The 17,413-nt window shown below is 62.2% G+C and carries 16 protein-coding genes; 6 read left to right on the plus strand and 10 right to left on the minus strand.

What is annotated here, in order from left to right:
* Positions 1–713, minus strand: a 713-nt coding sequence (locus tag VF672_RS08710; RefSeq protein WP_331103680.1) for a 4'-phosphopantetheinyl transferase, incomplete at its 3' end; no start/stop codon positions are given.
* A 752-nt stretch (positions 714–1,465) separates the two neighbouring features.
* Here VF672_RS08710 and VF672_RS08715 point away from each other — a divergent pair.
* The 5 genes from VF672_RS08715 to VF672_RS08735 all read left to right on the plus strand — a co-directional run bounded on the left by VF672_RS08715 (position 1,466) and on the right by VF672_RS08735 (position 7,274).
* The gene (locus tag VF672_RS08715) at positions 1,466–1,909 is read left to right on the plus strand and encodes a hypothetical protein (protein WP_331103712.1); all 444 of its coding nucleotides are present in this window, start codon (positions 1,466–1,468) and stop codon (positions 1,907–1,909) included.
* 216 nt (positions 1,910–2,125) lie between these two features.
* On the plus strand, positions 2,126–2,803 hold the full coding sequence (locus VF672_RS08720) for a response regulator transcription factor (protein WP_331103682.1): 678 nt from the start codon (positions 2,126–2,128) through the stop codon (positions 2,801–2,803).
* Entirely contained in the window at positions 2,800–4,143 is a 1,344-nt protein-coding gene (locus tag VF672_RS08725; RefSeq protein ID WP_331103684.1) for an ATP-binding protein, read from the plus strand. The genes VF672_RS08720 and VF672_RS08725 overlap by 4 nt, the downstream gene beginning before the upstream one ends.
* A 302-nt stretch (positions 4,144–4,445) precedes the next feature.
* Complete coding sequence (locus VF672_RS08730; RefSeq protein ID WP_331103686.1) at positions 4,446–5,783, plus strand: dicarboxylate/amino acid:cation symporter; 1,338 nt, start codon at positions 4,446–4,448, stop codon at positions 5,781–5,783.
* A gap of 300 nt (positions 5,784–6,083) precedes the next feature.
* Complete coding sequence (locus VF672_RS08735) at positions 6,084–7,274, plus strand: CaiB/BaiF CoA-transferase family protein (RefSeq protein ID WP_331103688.1); 1,191 nt, start codon at positions 6,084–6,086, stop codon at positions 7,272–7,274.
* Here VF672_RS08735 and VF672_RS08740 read toward each other — a convergent pair whose 3' ends face one another.
* Both VF672_RS08740 and VF672_RS08745 read right to left on the minus strand, forming a co-directional pair.
* Positions 7,275–7,769, minus strand: a complete 495-nt coding sequence (locus tag VF672_RS08740) for a SprT family zinc-dependent metalloprotease (RefSeq protein WP_331103690.1) — start codon at positions 7,767–7,769, stop codon at positions 7,275–7,277. It lies immediately after the preceding gene.
* Positions 7,770–7,889: 120 nt separating this feature from the next.
* Positions 7,890–8,492, minus strand: coding sequence for a Yip1 family protein (locus VF672_RS08745; RefSeq protein ID WP_331103692.1), 603 nt, complete (start codon positions 8,490–8,492; stop codon positions 7,890–7,892).
* A 246-nt stretch (positions 8,493–8,738) separates the two neighbouring features.
* Here VF672_RS08745 and ttcA point away from each other — a divergent pair, with 246 nt between their 5' ends.
* Complete coding sequence (gene ttcA / locus VF672_RS08750) at positions 8,739–9,635, plus strand: tRNA 2-thiocytidine(32) synthetase TtcA (protein ID WP_331103710.1); 897 nt, start codon at positions 8,739–8,741, stop codon at positions 9,633–9,635.
* A 215-nt stretch (positions 9,636–9,850) separates the two neighbouring features.
* Here ttcA and VF672_RS08755 read toward each other — a convergent pair whose 3' ends face one another.
* From VF672_RS08755 to VF672_RS08785, 7 genes are all read right to left on the minus strand, one after another.
* Positions 9,851–10,768 (minus strand): dihydrodipicolinate synthase family protein, encoded by a 918-nt coding sequence (locus VF672_RS08755; protein WP_331103694.1) that lies wholly within the window; start codon positions 10,766–10,768, stop codon positions 9,851–9,853.
* 283 nt (positions 10,769–11,051) lie between these two features.
* Positions 11,052–12,089 (minus strand): trans-3-hydroxy-L-proline dehydratase, encoded by a 1,038-nt coding sequence (locus tag VF672_RS08760; protein ID WP_331103696.1) that lies wholly within the window; start codon positions 12,087–12,089, stop codon positions 11,052–11,054.
* Between the two features lie 261 nt (positions 12,090–12,350).
* On the minus strand, positions 12,351–13,073 hold the full coding sequence (locus VF672_RS08765) for an amino acid ABC transporter ATP-binding protein (protein WP_331103698.1): 723 nt from the start codon (positions 13,071–13,073) through the stop codon (positions 12,351–12,353).
* Complete coding sequence (locus VF672_RS08770; RefSeq protein WP_331103700.1) at positions 13,066–13,716, minus strand: amino acid ABC transporter permease; 651 nt, start codon at positions 13,714–13,716, stop codon at positions 13,066–13,068. The genes VF672_RS08765 and VF672_RS08770 overlap by 8 nt, the downstream gene beginning before the upstream one ends.
* Before the next feature lie 10 nt (positions 13,717–13,726).
* Positions 13,727–14,392: an amino acid ABC transporter permease gene (locus tag VF672_RS08775; RefSeq protein WP_133777001.1), complete on the minus strand. Its 666-nt coding sequence runs from the start codon at positions 14,390–14,392 to the stop codon at positions 13,727–13,729.
* Complete coding sequence (locus VF672_RS08780) at positions 14,385–16,166, minus strand: aconitase X (RefSeq protein WP_331103705.1); 1,782 nt, start codon at positions 16,164–16,166, stop codon at positions 14,385–14,387. The genes VF672_RS08775 and VF672_RS08780 overlap by 8 nt, the downstream gene beginning before the upstream one ends.
* A gap of 330 nt (positions 16,167–16,496) precedes the next feature.
* Positions 16,497–17,309 carry a transporter substrate-binding domain-containing protein gene (locus VF672_RS08785; protein ID WP_331103708.1) on the minus strand — a complete coding sequence of 271 codons (813 nt, stop codon included), beginning with the start codon at positions 17,307–17,309 and terminating at the stop codon, positions 16,497–16,499.
* Positions 17,310–17,413 lie beyond the last annotated feature (104 nt).

Raw genomic sequence — 17,413 nt, forward strand, 5'->3', positions numbered from 1 at the left:
GCCACCAGACTCAGCAACTGGCCATCCTGCACGCTGAACTGCGCGTCCAGCTCCTTGCCGGCGTGCCAGTGCGCCGACAGGTCCATCTTCAGCCGCAGCCGTGCGTTGCCGTCGTCGGACCATTCCAGCAACTCGGCGTCCTCGAAATAGAAGCGCTTGAGGACGATGGGGTACAGGGCCTTGAACAGGCTTTCCTTTAGGGAGAAGGTCAAGGTCACGACCTTGGCGGTTTCGTGCTCGGGCCCGGCGTTCAGACGCTGCATTTCCGCCGGGGTCAGAATCTCGCCAGCTAGCCGCACGGCACGCTCGGTGCTCATCAGCTGTTCGACATCCAGGCCCAGCCCGCGCCAGTGCCCTTTGCGCGCCACAATCGCGGCCGCCCAGCCGGTGCTGTGGGTGATCGAACCGGTGATGTCGTCCGGCCAGACCGGGGCGCGGTCTTCGCCAATCACGGGCACGTGGGAACGGCCGTCCAATCCGAGCATCGCCTCCCGCGCGCACAAGCGTCCGGCGAGAAACTCTGCCTGCCGCTTGGCGACCGAGCGCTGAATGGAGGCGGGCGGCTCAACCAGGCAACGCTGAAAATCGCCCTCGACCAGCTTTTTCGGATCGAACCGCGCGCTCACCAACACCACCTCCGCCAAACCGAAAGGCAAAGGCCAGTGAGCGGCAAGGGCAGGGCAACAGTCGGGGAGCGTCGGGGATCGAGTCATGCCCGGCATTCTGCCGGAACCGCGGCGTCCTGCGCAAAACCGCTTTGCCGTGAACGCAAACCGCAGGCACACGCAAAACCTGTAGGCGCGTGGCTTGTCCTGCGATCGGCTGCGCAGCAGTCGTGAAACCTCATAGGTTTGCGGCGAACGCAAAAGCGCAGGCCTGCGCAAAACCTGTGGGAGCCGGCTTGCTGGCGAACGCGGTGGGTCAGGCGAAGGTGATGGCACAGGCAGACCGCCTTCGCGAGCAAGCTCACTCCTACAGTGGATCGGTGTCGAAGCAGGAAGACGCGGCGGTGCGCATATCGGTTGCGGCGAACGCAACATCCACGGCCAGCGCAAATCCTGTAGGCGCGTGGCTTGTCCCGCGATCGGCTGCGCAGCAGTCGTGAAACCTGGCGACGCCATTCTTCCTGACACACCGCATTCACTGTGTTGCTGCCGCTGCGCAGCAGTCGTGAAACCTCGCGACGCCATTCTTCCTGACACACCGCATTCACTGTGTTGCTGCCGCTGCGCGCCAGATCGCGGGACAAGCCACGCTCCTACAGTGGATCGGCGTGGGATCAGGAATCGCGGCGATGCGTACATGGGTTTGCGGCGAACACAAAAGCGCAGGCCTGCACAAAACCTGTGGGAGCCGGCTTGCTGGCGAATGCGGTGGGTCAATACATGTTCAGGAGGGGTTCAGCGCTGGCTGGGTATGCTCCAAACCGTACCCAACAAGGCGCCTGGCGCCGGAGGACCTGCTCATGCTGACGTTCAACAAGCTCTTTCTGGCGCTGGCGTTTCTTGGTAGCAGCGCGGCGGCGCAGGCGGCGGATGGCAGCGCTGACGTTTCCCGCACCGATTTCGGCAAGAACACCGAACGTGCCGACCGCATCAATGGCCTGCGCCGCAGCCTGGCCACCAGCGCGCCGGTCGGCAGCTGGAGCCAGGCGTTCAGCCAGCAACCTGTGGATGATCCCTACGCCGCCGGTTACGGAAATCTCACCGCCCGGGTCAACGGCGTGAGCCTTCAAACAGCCAGCCTTGCTGCCGCTTACGAGGCGCCGGTGCGTTTGTCGAGTACGACCACGCCGGGTGCGGCTAGACTGTTCGAGGCCAGCGCACCGGTGCGCACGCTGCAGCAGCCGCCCTCCCTGAGCTTGAGTGAGAGCCTGCACACCTATTTACCCGTCCACCACGTTTTATAAGCCGCTTGCCTGTTCTTCGCGGCCTCTGGATTGCACAATCGCAGCCGGGCTCCTCACGATGAACGCGCTCGGCAGCGTCGCTGCTGAAACCCGAGACATCTGCAACAAAAGACATCAGCAACAAGAGACATCTGCAACAAGAGACACCTGTAACAAGCGCCGCTTGAAACGAGAGATGCATTAAACGAGAGGTATGCCTTTGCCTGGGAGAGCGTCATGAAATTGCTGGTCGTCGAAGATGAAGCCCTGCTGCGTCACCACCTGCAGACCCGCCTGACCGAGAGCGGTCACGTCGTCGAAGCGGTGGGCAACGCCGAGGAAGCGTTGTATCAGGCGGGGCAGTTCAACCACGATCTGGCGGTCATCGACCTGGGCCTTCCCGGCGTGGGCGGTCTGGACCTGATTCGTCAATTGCGCGCGCAGAACAAGGCGTTTCCGATCCTGATCCTGACCGCGCGCGGCAACTGGCAGGACAAAGTCGAGGGCCTCGCCGCCGGTGCCGATGACTACGTGGTCAAGCCGTTCCAGTTCGAGGAGCTAGAAGCGCGCCTCAATGCCCTGCTGCGTCGCTCCAGCGGCTTCACGCACTCGACCATCATCGCCGGCCCGCTTTCCCTGGACCTCAACCGCAAGCAGGCGTCGCTGGAGGAACAACCGCTGGCGCTGACCGCTTACGAATACCGGATTCTTGAGTACCTCATGCGGCACCACCAACAAGTAGTGCCCAAAGAGCGCCTGATGGAGCAGTTGTACCCCGATGACGACGAACGCGACCCGAACGTGATCGAAGTGCTGGTCGGCCGACTGCGCCGCAAGCTCGAAGGGCCCGGCGGCTTTAAACCGATCGACACCGTGCGCGGCCTGGGCTACCTGTTCACCGAGCGCTGTACATGATTGGTTCGCTGCGCCTGCGTCTGATGCTGGGCGCCGCGACCCTGGCCGTCATCTTCATGCTGTTGATGCTGCCGGCGCTGCAAAGCGCTTTCAGCCTGGCGCTGGAAAGCTCCATCGAAAAACGCCTGGCGTCGGACGTCACCACCCTCATCTCCGCCGCACGGGTCGAAGACGACCGCCTGCTCATGCCGGCGCTACTGCCCGGCGAGCAATTCAGCCTCCCCGACAGCCGCTTGCTCGGCTACATCTATAACCGCGCCGGCAAACTGGTGTGGCGCTCCCGTGCCACCGAAGACGAAGCCATCGACTACCAACCGCGCTACGACGGGCGGGGTAATGAGTTCGCCAAGATCCGCCAGCCCAACGGGGAGGAATTCTTCGTCTACGACGTCGAGATCAAACTGCTCGGCGGGCGCAACGCCGCCTACAGCATCGTCGCCCTGCAACCGGTGCGCGAATACCAGGAAACCATCTCCGGCCTGCGCGAAAAACTCTACCTGGGGTTCGGCGGCGCGTTGCTCGTTCTGCTGATTTTGCTGTGGGGCGGACTGACCTGGGGCCTGCGCGCGCTGCGGGGCATGAGTCAGGAGCTGGATCAGGTGGAAGCCGGCTCCCGGGAAAGCCTCAGCGAAGAACACCCCAGCGAACTGCTGCGCCTGACCGACTCGCTCAACCGCCTGTTGCGCAGCGAACGCGAACAACGCATCCGTTACCGCGACTCGCTGGACGATCTCGCCCACAGCCTGAAAACCCCGCTGGCGGTGTTGCAGGGTGTCAGCGAACAGATCGCCAAGCGGCCTGAAGACCTGGAGCAGGCGCGGATACTGCAATCGCAGATCGAGCGCATGAGCCAGCAAATCAGCTATCAGTTGCAACGGGCCAGCCTGCGCAAAAGCGGGCTGGTGCGGTATCACGTGGCCCTCAAGCCCGTGGTGCAAAGCCTGTGCAACACGCTGGAAAAGGTCTACCGCGACAAGCGCGTCAACGTTGTGCTCGACCTGCCGGACAACGGCCAGGTGCAAATGGAGGAGGGCGCTTTGCTGGAGATGCTCGGCAACCTGCTGGAAAACGCCTATCGCCTGTGTCTCGGCGAGGTGCGGGTGAGCTGGCGTTCATCGATGATGGGCGACGAACTGTGCATCGAAGACGACGGCCCCGGCGTCCCTGAAAGCCAGCGCGCCCGGATTCTCGAACGCGGCGAGCGACTGGACACACAAAACCCGGGGCAGGGCATTGGCCTCGCGGTGGTCAAGGACATCATCGAAAGCTACGGCGCGCAGCTTACCCTCGACGACTCGGAACTGGGCGGCGCGGCCTTCCGCATCCAGTTCGCGATTTAAGCCCACGCCGCCATCACGACCTCCTTTCACGGCGGATACCCGCCAGTGTGATGGACGATTTGCCATTAAACGGCGGAAAACCGCCATCCCCTTCCTGCCAATGGGTCTATCGTTAACCAGAAGGTTCACGCAATCCGGGCCTCTCACACAATTCAACGACACTGGCACGGTGCTTGCGATGCACTGGGCAGAGGTCTGCCGCGCGCAGCTCGACAAAAACAAATCCCTCCGAGCAGGAGGGTTCGCACTTTAGGCGTCTCTGCAACCGGAATGCTGCAGACGATGCTCTTGAGGAAACTGCAATGACGACTCGTCAGCCCATCTATAAATCCCTGTACGCCCAGGTGATCGTCGCGATCATCGTCGGTATCGCGCTCGGCCACTGGTACCCCGAAACGGCCGTAACGCTCAAACCGCTGGGTGACGGGTTCATCAAACTGATCAAAATGGTCATTGCACCGATCATCTTCTGCACCGTCGTCAGCGGCATCGCTGGCATGCAGAGCATGAAATCCGTGGGCAAGACCGGTGGCTACGCGCTGCTTTACTTCGAAATCGTGTCGACCATCTCGCTGATCATCGGCCTGATCGTGGTCAACGTCGTCCAGCCGGGCGCCGGCATGAACATCGACGTGTCCACCCTCGACGCTTCCAAGGTCGCGGCCTACGTGACCGCCGGTAAAGACCAGAGCATCGTTGGCTTCATCCTTAACGTTATCCCGAACACCATCGTCGGCGCGTTCGCCAACGGCGACATCCTGCAAGTGCTGATGTTCTCGGTGATCTTCGGTTTCGCCCTGCATCGCCTGGGCGCTTATGGCAAGCCCATCCTGGACTTCATCGATCGCTTCGCTCACATCATGTTCAACATCATCAACATGATCATGAAGCTCGCGCCGCTGGGTGCGCTGGGTGCCATGGCGTTCACCATCGGTGCCTACGGCGTCAGCTCGCTGGTGCAACTGGGCCAGTTGATGCTGTGCTTCTACATCACCTGCCTGCTGTTCGTGCTGGTGGTGCTGGGCTCTATCGCGAAAGCTCACGGTTTCAGCATCCTCAAGCTGATCAAATACATCCGTGAAGAGCTGCTGATCGTGCTGGGTACCTCGTCGTCCGAGTCGGCGTTGCCACGCATGTTGATCAAGATGGAGCGTCTGGGCGCGAAGAAATCCGTTGTGGGTCTGGTGATCCCGACCGGCTACTCGTTCAACCTCGACGGCACCTCGATCTACCTGACCATGGCTGCGGTGTTCATCGCCCAGGCCACCAATACCCACATGGACATCACCCATCAGGTCACCCTGCTGCTGGTGCTGCTGCTGTCGTCCAAAGGCGCTGCCGGCGTCACCGGTTCGGGCTTCATCGTGCTGGCCGCAACCTTGTCTGCTGTCGGCACTTTGCCGGTTGCCGGCCTGGCGCTGATTCTGGGCATCGACCGCTTCATGTCCGAAGCCCGCGCCCTGACCAACCTGTGTGGTAACGCCGTGGCAACACTGGTCGTCGCCAAGTGGGTCGGCGAGCTGGACGTGCCGCAAATGCAGTCCGAGCTGGCGTCCGGTGGTCGTGCCATCGACAACACCGCTCCGGTCGACGACCTGGGTGTGGCCGAAGTGGCGCCGACTCCTGTTGTGCGTTCGTAGAGATGCGTTCGTAACACGCGTTAGCGGTAACGGTTGTTGAGAAAGCCTGTCTTCGGACAGGCTTTTTTTATGGGCGAATCGCAATGCCAGCATCTGCACACCCTGCCCATGCGCTGGGATTTCTTGTGGGAGCCGGCTTGCTGGCGAACGCGGTGGGTCAGGCCCCCGGATGTTGACTGACACCCTGCCTTCGCCAGCAAGCCGGCTCCTACCGTTTTGGGCGTCGATGCATCCAGCGTATTGCCCCTCGCCATTCACGGACCTACTCTGGGCCATCCGCTGGCCATCCGAGAACGCCCCATGCACGGTCCGCTGTCATCGCTCCGAGTCCTCGATTTTTCCACCCTGCTGCCCGGGCCGTTTGCCTCGCTGTTGCTGGCGGACATGGGCGCCGAGGTGTTGCGCATCGAATCGCCCACCCGGCCGGACCTGCTGCGTGATTTGCCGCCCCATGATCACGGTGTTTCGGCCAGTCACGCCTACCTCAACCGCAACAAACGCAGCCTGGCGCTGGACCTCAAACAACCCCGGGCCATTGAGGTGGTCAAGCGGCTGGTGGCCGATTACGACATCGTGCTGGAGCAGTTTCGCCCCGGTGTGATGGACCGGCTGGGGATCGGCTATGAAGCGCTGAAGGCGATCAATCCGCGGCTGATCTACGTCGCCATCACCGGTTACGGCCAGACGGGCCCTTACCGCGATCGCGCCGGCCACGACATCAATTACATGGCTGTGGCCGGCCTGGCCAGTCACACAGGACGCCAGCACAGCGGGCCGTTGCCCTTGGGCGTGCAGGTCGCGGACGTCGCCGGCGGCTCGCTGCATGGGGTGATCGGCCTGCTGGCGGCGGTGGTCGCCCGTCATCAAACGGGGCAGGGCCAGCACGTCGACGTCAGCATGACCGACTGCGCGTTCAGCTTGAATGCCCTGTCAGGCGCGGGTTACCTGGCGGCGGGCGTCGAGCCTGAGCGGGAAGCGCAGATGCTCAATGGCGGCAGCTTCTACGATTACTACCGCAGTCGCGACGGTCGATGGTTTTCAGTGGGCGGCCTGGAACCGGCGTTTCTCCAGGCGATGTGCGCCGCGTTGGGTCGTCCGGAATTGGCAGGGCTTGGGCTGTCGGCTGTGCCCGAGGTGCAGGCCGCGCTCAAGCGTGAGCTGGAAATCGAGTTTGAGCGCCGCAGTTTCGCAGAGCTCGAAGCGCTGTTTGCGCCTCTCGATGCCTGTGTCGAGCCGGTGCTGAGCTTCTCCGAGGCGACGCAGCACCCGCAGATTCAGGCGCGAGAAATGCTGGCGCAGGTGCCCCGAGGCGACGGCAGCGCCCAGCTGCAGATGGCCTGCCCGGTGAAGTTCTCGGAAGGTTTGCCAGCGCCTCGGCATATCGGCGTCGCCGCCGGTGCGCATTCACGGCATGTGTTGGCTGAAGCGGGGTTCAGCGCGCAGGACATTGAGGCGATGCGTGAGGCGGGTGTGTTTGGGTCAAGCGGGTGATCACTCCACCCGCGTCTCGCCGCTGAACACCAGCACCTCCCGGCAGCGCTTGCACACGTAACGCCGGCCCTTGCGCACCAGCTTGTGGCGCTGGGCGGTGAACGGGAAATCGCTCTCCGGGCACGGGCAACGGTAGATATAGCGGGTCACACTGCGACGCTGGATTTCGTAAGAGTGACAACGGTTCGGCGGGAGTTCGTAGACGCCGCGCATGATCAGCTGCCATTCCTCTCCATGAGGCTGAATGGTGTCGCCAAACAGTTGATGAGCGACCAGATGCGCGACCTCATGGGGGACGGTCTGGCGCAGGAAGTCTTCGCTGTTTTCCAGGTACAGCTGCGGATTGAAGCGCAGCATGTTCTCGTGCAGATGCGCCACGCCGGCCTTCTGGCCGCGCAGTTTGACGCTCACGACCGGGCGTTTGAAAGGGCGTTTAAAGAAGTCTTCGGCTTGTTGGTAGCAGGATTCGACGCGGGTGTTGAGTGGTTCGAGCATGCTTCATCGGTCTCCAGAGGAGGCGAGTATGCCGCAAAGCTCGGGTGCCACCAAAACCCCAGGCGCCGAATGGTCTGCCCGGCCGGCAGCAGGGGCGTATCTCTCCCGATCAATCCCGAATCAATTGGTGTACTCCGGCCCGATCCCGACCCCCCACAGCACCACAGTGAACGCCATGATCGCCACCAACACCACCAGCCCGACCGCCAGCACCGAGCTCGAAAACATGAAGCCTTCGTCCGGGGCCACCGCCATGAACACCGGCAGGCCGACGTACAGCAAGTACACGGTGTAGCAAACGGCTGCCAGCCCGACCATCATCCCCAGCCACATGTGCGGATAGAGCGCGGCCAGGCCACCGAGGAACAGCGGCGTCGCCGTGTAGGTCGCAAACGCCACGCAGCGCGCCAGGGTAGGCGTGGCGTCATAGGTACGGGCCATCCAGTGAATGAAACCGCCCATGACGCCAACGCCGGCGAGCAGGGCGATGTAGGACATCAGCGCCATCCAGACTGCGCTGTCACTGGTCAGCATGACCGGCGCGCGGTCGGCGATCGCCCAACCGACCTGGGTGGTGCCGATGTAGGCCGACACCGGCGGGATCGCCGCCAGTAACAGCGTGTGGGTGAGGTACAGGTGGCCGATGCTTTCGTCACCTTCGCCACGTATCTCTTGCCATTCCTGATCGGGGTGGGTGAACAGCCCCAAGACGTGATGGATCATGCCCGTTGCTCCCGTGAAATGTGCCGCCGCTTGCGACGCAGCGTCTGGACGGCCACGCGCCGCCAACACAAGGCCACAGGTGGTCAAGAGAAATGTCTGCGACCTTTCAAGCAGTATAGAAAGTCGAGGGTCACGCGAAACGCAGGCGTTAGAGCGATTGGGGTGTTCAAGCGCGCGGTTAATAGCGGTTGGTGATCAAAAGGCCACCCTATCCGACGGCGGTTACCGGGCAACACCCATTACCCGATCCGGCCTTTTTGCGTAAAATGTCGACCCTTCCCACGTCCCTCCACATCACAGCAAGCGGATACCAGCGCCATGGGCACCCTTTCAGTCAATCAGAACAAACTGCAGAAGCGTCTGCGTCGGCTTGCGGGCGAAGCGGTGGCCGACTACAACATGATTGAAGAGGGCGACAAAGTGATGGTCTGCCTGTCCGGCGGCAAGGACAGCTACACCCTGCTTGATGTGCTGATGCATTTGAAGAAAGTGGCGCCAATCAGCTTTGACATCGTTGCGGTGAACATGGACCAGAAGCAGCCGGGTTTCCCCGAGCACGTCCTGCCGGCGTACCTGGAGCAACTGGGCGTGGAGTACCACATCGTTGAAAAAGACACCTACTCGGTGGTTAAAGAGTTGATCCCCGAGGGCAGGACCACCTGCTCGCTGTGTTCGCGCCTGCGTCGCGGCACGCTGTACACCTTCGCCGATGAAATCGGCGCGACCAAGATGGCGTTGGGTCACCACCGTGACGACATCGTCGAGACGTTTTTCCTGAACATGTTTTTCCAGGGCAGCATCAAGGCCATGCCGCCCAAGCTGCGCGCCGACGATGGCCGCAACGTGGTGATCCGCCCGCTGGCTTACTGCGCCGAGAAGGACATTCAGGCGTATTCGGACATCAAGCAGTTCCCGATCATCCCGTGCAACCTGTGCGGCTCCCAGGAAAACCTGCAGCGTCAGGTGGTCAAGGACATGCTTCAGGAATGGGACCGCAAAACGCCGGGTCGCTCCGACATGATTTTCCGCAGCCTGCAGAACGTTCAGCCTTCGCAGCTGGCGGACCGCAACCTGTTCGATTTCACCAACCTGCGCATCGACGAAACCGCCGCGTCCCGGTTTGTGAATGTGGTGAATGTGTAAAGGCGAATGCGCCTGCTCATGCGCCGCAAAACCGTAGGAGCGTGGCTTGTCCCGCGATCGGCGACGCAGTCGTCGTGGAAGTTGCAAACGCGCGGCACCTGACTCACAGCGGCGGCCTGTTTGCTGCCGCTTCGCGCCAGATCGCGAGACAAGCCACGCTCCTACACCAGATGGGGGCGGGGCTCACGCATTCGTTCACCCCATCCATGCGGCGGTTACAAACCCACATCCGGCAACACCGGCTTGTTCGCCAACGCCGTCTTCATCAGTTGCTCCACGTATTTGCGATCACTGTCCGGCAGGGCCAGGCGCGGTGGGCGGGTGAGGGCGCTGCCGCGCTCCATGATCGCTTCGCACAGCTTGATGCATTGCACCAGGTCCGGACGCGCATCCAGGTGCAGCAGCGGCATGAACCACTCATACAGCGCCATCGCTTCGGCGAACCGCCCGGCCTTGGCCAGACGGAATAACGTCTCGCCTTCTTTGGGGAAGGCATTGGACATCCCCGACACCCAGCCCACCGCGCCCACCGCCACGCTTTCCACCAGCACGTCATCCAGGCCCGCAAACAGCACGAAGCGATCACCGACTTCGTTGCGCACGTCGATGAAACGGTTGGTGTTGCCCGATGAATCTTTGAAACACACGATGGTGTCGCAGTCCGCCAGGGAAATCAGGATGTCCGGCGTCACGTCGTTTTTATAAATCGGCGGGTTGTTGTAGACCATCATCGGCAGGTCGGTGGCGGCGGCCACAGTGCGGAAATGCGTGGCGGTCTCGAAGGGCTTCGCCGAGTACACCAGCGCCGGCATCAGCATGATCCCGTCGGCGCCGGCTTTTTGCACTTCCTTGGCGACCGCACTGGCATTGGCGCTGGTGAACTCGGCGATGCCGGAAATCACCGGCACTCTCCCGCCAGAGGCGTCTTTGGCGGCTTCCACCAGGCTGATCTTTTCAGCGACGCTCAACGAGGTGTTTTCGCCGACGGTCCCGCAGATCACCAACCCCGACACGCCATCGCGCACCAGGTTGGAAATGACCTTGTGGGTCGCTTCCAGATTGACTGAGAAATCGTCGTTGAATTGCGTGGTAACGGCAGGGAAGACCCCGCTCCAGGATACGGACTGGCTCATGATTGACTCCTGATTGAGTAAAGGTATTTCGTATACGGTTTGATTTGGGCGTACTACAGTCAGTCGTTTGTTGTTTCAGCGGCGTTTAAGATTTTTCCTGATTATTTGAGTAGATCCTTTTTCCCGCCGCTGCTCGGTGCCGCGGCAAACACCGTCCCTGTGGGAGTGAGCTTGCTCACGAAGGCGGCATTCCAGCCGCTGGAGATCTGGCGGATGTCCCGGCCTCTTCGCGAGCAAGCTCACTCCTACAGGGGCGCGTTCATTCAGCAAAATCAGCGCACATTTACAGCTTCAACCCCACCGGCCAGGTATCGCTCAATTTGTACCCCTCAGGCCACGGGTCGCTCGGGTCCAGCATGTGCTGGTGCGTCCCGGTGATCCACGCGCGTCCGGACAGGCTCGGAATAATTGCCTTGCGCCCGGCCACCTCGGTTTCGCTCTGAATCTTGCAGTGAAACTCGGAGCCAATGATTGAACGCCCGATAAACCGGTCGCCAACCTTCAGCTGGCCCTTCGCATGCAACACCGCCAGTCGCGCCGAACACCCGGTGCCACACGGCGAGCGGTCGATCTTGCCGGGACGAATCACCACCGCGTTCGCCGCGTTGGCCACACCGCCTTCAAAGCTGACCGGCGCTGCGATCTGGCAGAACGAAATGTGGTTCCAGTCCTTGTTCATCGGATGGCTGAAACCCAGCTGCTCATTGGCGGCCTTGGTGATTTTCAGGCCGGTATCCACCAGGTCCTTGGCTTCGTCGGCGCTCAACGAAAAGCCCAGTTTCACCGAATCGACGATGGCAAAACTGTCGCCGCCATAGGCGGTGTCGACCTGAATCGAACCCAGCCCCGGCACCTCGATCCACACGTCCAGCTGATCGGCAAAAGAAGGGTGGTTATGCACCTCGACGCTGGTGACTTTGCCGTCCTTGCACTGAGCGATCGCCTCGATCAGGCCGCCCGGCGCCTCCAGGATCAGGCGCGTTTCGGGCTCGGTCATCGGCAGAATCCCGCTGTCCAGCAGCACCGTAGCCACACACAGAGAATTGGACCCGGACATCGGCGGTACATCGGCGGGTTCCATGATGATCCAGCCCATCTGCGCCTTCGGGTGCTTGGGCGGCACCAGCAGGTTGACGTGGCGAAACACGCCCCCGCGCGGTTCGTTGAGCATGAAATTACGCAGCACGTTGTCCTTCTCGATCCAGCGCGACTGCTCCCAGATCGTGTCCCCGGGCGGCGGCGCTACCCCGCCGACGATCACATCGCCCACTTCGCCTTCGGCGTGACAACTGACCACATGAATCACTTTCGATGAGCGCATGACTTAAGGCCCTCCTGTCAATGAAATCGGTGAATCCAGTGCGTCTGTGAATCTGCCGGACCTTCCGGATCCGCTGAACAAATTCGCTCAATCTGACCCGATCTGTAGGAGCCGGCTTTCTGGCGAACGCGTCGTGTCAGACCCCAACGCGTTGATTGGCCCATCCGGTTCGCCAGCAAGCCGGCTCCTACAAACATGCGACGTCAGCCACCGCCGCGTTGATTGACCCGCCGGCGCCGACGTTTTTTTCATTCGCACGCTCTAATTGATCGACTTCAAAAAGTCCGCCGTCTCAGGCCGCTGCGGGTTGCCGATTACCTGATCCGGCGTGCCAATCTCGTGCACCAGCCCGTTGCGGAAGAACGCCACACGGTCCGACACGTCCCGGGCGAAGCGGATTTCGTGGGTGACCAGAATCATCGTCATGCCGTCCTCGGCCAGCATGCGCATGGTGTCCAGCACCTCGCCCACCAGCTGCGGATCGAGGGCCGAGGTGGCCTCGTCAAACAGCATGTAATCCGGCGACATCGCCAGCGCCCGGGCAATGGCCATGCGCTGTTGCTGACCGCCGGACAACTTGCCGGGGAACACCTTGAGCTTGTCGCCCAGGCCCACATGAGTCAGTTGTTTGACCGCCAGCGCCTCGGCCTCGGCCTTGCTTTTGCCCAGCACGGTGCGCGGGGCGAGCATCACGTTTTCCAGCACCGTCAGATGCGGAAACGCGTTCCACTGCTGAAAGACGATGCCGATCTTCTGGCGCAGCTTGTTGATGTCCGTCCCTCTGGCGTGAACTTCGGTGCCGTCGACGCGAATGCTGCCGCTCTTGATCGATTCCAGCCCATTAATGCACATCAGCAGCGTCGACTTGCCGGAACCCGAACCGCCGATGATCGACACCACTTCACCTTTCTCCACCTGCAGGCTCACGCCCTTGATGACCTCAAGCTCGCCGAATGACTTGTGTACGTTGTCGATCTCAATCATTTTCCTGCCACCTCGTTTCCAGCCGGGCGCCCAGCCGAGCGACCACCAGACTCATGACGTAATAAATCAGGCCGGCGATGCACAGCACCAGCAACGGCTCCTGGATGCGCGTGACGATGGTCTGCGAGGCGCGCAACAGCTCGACGATGCCGATCCACATCACCAGCGCCGTGTCTTTCATCACCCCGAGCAGCAGGTTGACCCAGCCGGGGAAGGCCACGCGTGTCGCCATCGGCATGACGATCTGGCGCAGGTCCTGCCAGTACGTCAGGCCCAGCGAACGGCTGGCGCGGCGCAGGGTAAGCGGCACTGACAGCACGCCGCTGCGGACAATCTCGGTGCAGTAAGCGGTGACGTACAGACCGAGCACCACGCAGGCGACGGCGAAGGCGCTCCAGTTCAGGCCGACGATGCTTTTCAGCGCATTGAACAGCACGAACTGGATCAACAGCGGCACGCTGCGAAACACGTCCAGCAACCACGCCAGCGGGATCGTGCTGCGTGGTAGCAGGGCGCGGGCCATGCCGCAGACCACCCCGGCCAGCGTGCCGATGAACATCGACACCACGGTCAGCAAAATCGTGACCCAGGCGCCCTGAAGCATGAATTGCAGGTCGTTCCAGGTGAACGTGCTCTCGAACATGCTCATCTCCTCAGTACCGGAACAGCCGCCAGGACAGCAGCCGTGCAACGGCCACGATCAGCTTGGCGATCAGGTAATAGAGCACCGCCGCAATGGCGAAGAACTCGAAGGTGCGGAACGTCTTGACGTTGTAATCCTGGGTCACGCCGGTGAGGTCGTTGTTCAGGCCGACGATCACCCCCATCGACGTCATCAGCACGGCCCAGACCATCTGGTTGGTCAGCGGGTAGAAGACAATGCGCAGCAGCTGCGGAATGACGATCAGCCGATAGGCCTGGGGCGCACTCATGCCCAACGAGCGGGCGGCACGCAATTGGGTGTCGGGCACGGCTTTGAGGCCACCACGGAAGTTCTCCGCCAGATAGCCCGCGTTGTTGATGGTGATGCCTGCGAGCAACGCGGCCCACGAGCTGATGTGCAAGCCGAACGAACCCAGGCCGAAATACAGGATGTACACCTGGAACAGCGACGGCGTGTTGCGCGCGATGGAAATCCAGGTTGCCGCAAACCCGCGGAATAAGCGGTTTTTGCCCTGGCGCATAAACACCAGAAACAAGGCGATGGTGACCCCGAGAATCATCGACAGCGCCGCGGTTTCGAACGTCACCCACGCGCCGTCGAGCATGTCGGGCAATGCCTTGAACGCGGCGCGCCAGTGGAAGTTGTAATCAAACATGGGGACTGACCTCCGCCATGGCGGCGGCCTGCAGCCAGACCGGCAGGCGCCCGCTGGCAATCCCGGTGATCGCGCTGTGTACGCACTCGGCCAGGCTGGCGAAATGCACCCGACGCCCCACCAGCCCTGGCGCGTAGTGCGCGTATTTCCCGGAGTTGGTCATCAGGTTGCGCGCCGTGGGCGGGATCACCGGCTCGCCGAGCATGCACCAGCAAGTGTCGGTGACGAACTGCACGCCGAAGCGCTCCAGCGTTGCGACGTAACCGGCCTGTTGCGCGCGCTCCAGGGTGGCGCGGCCGCAGGTGACGACGATCGCCACGTTTTCATGCTTGCGCTGGTTGCCGCACAAGTAGGCCAGCGTCGCGCATTCGCTCAGGGAAAAATGCGGGTTGCCGAGCGTCACGGCGTCGACTTTGGGCGTTTGCGCACTGTTCAGCTCGCGCCAGCTGTGCAGCAGATCTGCCGGGCGGATGCTCAGGGTCTTCTGCGGCGCGTGGCCGCCAAGGGCCAGCTCGGCGGTGGTGGCTTCCGGCGTCACGCCCGCGATATGGAACATCGGTGCCGCGGAGGTGGTGGCGAACGCAGCGCCGAACGCTTTGAGGTCATCCAGCGTGGGGCCCTTGTGTTCAAGGCCACAAATAATGGGGATCGCGGCGCCACACAACAGCCCGACGTGATAGCCCAGCAGCGGGTAGAAACTGTCGTCGAGGCTGTCCAGCGGCGGGGTTTCGATGCGCAGGGTTGCCAGCCGTTGTGCGGTCAGGTGGCAGCCGATCTTCGGCGCGCGGCCGGTGAGGGCGATGCAGATATCGAGGTAATCGGGATATTTCAGCGTGCGCGCGCCGATCACGCTGTTGGCGTACACCACGGCGTTGGACTCGGCCCAAACCACCTGTTCGCCCAGCTCCGGGGCGCTGTCCAGCAGGTACGGCGCGCAGGTGAAGCTGACTCGTGCGCCCATCTCCAGGTAGGCGTCGCCCAGTTGGCTGGCCGGCTCGCCGAGGGCCGGGTCAACGCCCAATTCACGCCAGCGGCGCTTGTCCACCGAGATGGAATTAAGGGTAGTGGGCACGCGGACCTTGGCGCCCCATGCCACCAGTTGCCGGGCGAAGCGCAGGCTCGCCGGCCCGGTGTAAATGCAGCCGTCGATGTGCGCCTGGGTAATGTCCAGCAGTTCGGTCGCGCCTTGCAGGTCGGCCATGCGCAGGATGATGCCCATGGCCACTTGTGCCGCTTTGCCGTAGGCGCCGTCGAGCAAGCCCTGGTCGGTTTCGCTCAGGGTGATGTTGCTGCTGGCGCGCTGGCCGGCTTTGGGGTTCCGGTTTGTGTGATCGGGAGCGAGGGAGGGGGGTGGACTGGCGTAGCCGGTTACACGGTCCTTTTCGACCCGCGCGAACGCGACGTCACGCAGCGCGGCGAAACCCGCTTCGCCGAGGCTGATCACCGGAATGGATTGACCGAACAGGTGCTCGGCGACCAGCACGCCGAGGGTCAGGATGTCTTCAACGCGCTCGAACACCAGTGCGGCCGGTGCGTGGCCATTGAGGATCAGCTCCAGCAACACGCTGCTGCCGGTACACGAGCCGCGACCGCTGGGAATGGCCAGCACGCGGCCGCTGATGAACAGGCCGCTGAGCGGGTGATGACGGTCGATGACTTCGCCGGTAAACGGCTCGACCCCGCCCCAGAAGCTCAGGCCGACGTCGGCGTACAGCAATTGACCCTGTGCGATACCGGAGACGAGACAGCGCCCGTTCAACGAGACTTCAGACATCGTGGGCTCCTGAATAAGTGACCCGGTTCTGGTGATTCGATCGTTCCCAGGCTCTGCGTGGTAACGCCGCTGTCAACGCTCCGCGTTGCGCTTTTCTGACGCAGAGCGTCAGGCCCTGCATTACCACGCAGAGCGTGGGAACGATCAGCAGGGCGCGGGACGATCATCCTTGTAGGAGCTTGGCTTGTCCCGCGATCTGCCGGGAACCGGCAGCAGACCGGAAAACGCGGTGTGTCAGATCCAGCGGGTTGCCGGATTTCACGACGGGTTCCCCGCCGATCGCGGGACAAGCCACGCTCCTACACGGTCCGCGCCCTCGGTTCGTGCTCCTCAGTAGTAGACGCCCGGCACGGTCAGGTCCACCGGCTTGCCGCTCACCCATTTTTCATACAGCTCGGCATAGCGTCCCGAGCGCACTTGCTGGTTCACGAACAGGTTCAGGTAATGAATCAGCCCGTACTCGTTGCGCTTGGCCGCCAGGGAAACGTAGTCGATGGTGTAGGGCGCGTTGCCGGCGATCTTCAGACCCTTGTACTTGCCGGATTTGAGGGTGGCGGCGGCGACGGTGTTGGTGACGACCGACGCTTTGATGTGGCCCTGGGCAACGGCAAGGATCGTATCGTTCTGGGTCTGGTAGGCGCGGAAACTGCCGCTGCCCCATTTCTTCTGATCCTTCTCCAGCGCGATGGCCTCGAACGTGCCGCTGGTGTTGCCGACATCCTTACCCTTGAGGTCGTCGTAGCTGTTGATGCCGGCGTCGTCGCGGGTCAGCACCACCATCTGGAACGCAAAATAGGGGATGCTCATCGCCACTGTTTTCGCCCGTTCCAGGGTGTCCGAGGTCGACGCGACGATCACGTCCGCGCGCCCTGAAACCAGTGCAGGAATCCGGTCGGGGAAAGGCGTTTCCACCACCTCGGCGGTCACCCCCAGCACCTTCGCCAGGTCATTGCAGTAATCGACGTCAAATCCGACCGGGTTGTTTTTGTCATCGCGCGAGCCCATGGGCGGGAAGTCCAGGGTCACGGCGCAGCGCAGTTTGCCGGAGTCGATGATGTCATCGAGCTTGTCGGCCAGCGCGGTGTTGATGAAGGAAGAGCTCATGACGGCGAGGAGGGCGACGGCGACAGCTTGGTTTTTCATAGAAGCCTCGGTGCGTGCAAAGGGATACGGCCGGATAAGTAATTTCGTATACGATATTTTATATGCACGCAGCGTGCCCGTTTTGCCAGTACAGCGTGCAGGGC

Source organism: Pseudomonas sp., from assembly GCF_036387035.1.
Lineage (GTDB): Bacteria > Pseudomonadota > Gammaproteobacteria > Pseudomonadales > Pseudomonadaceae > Aquipseudomonas.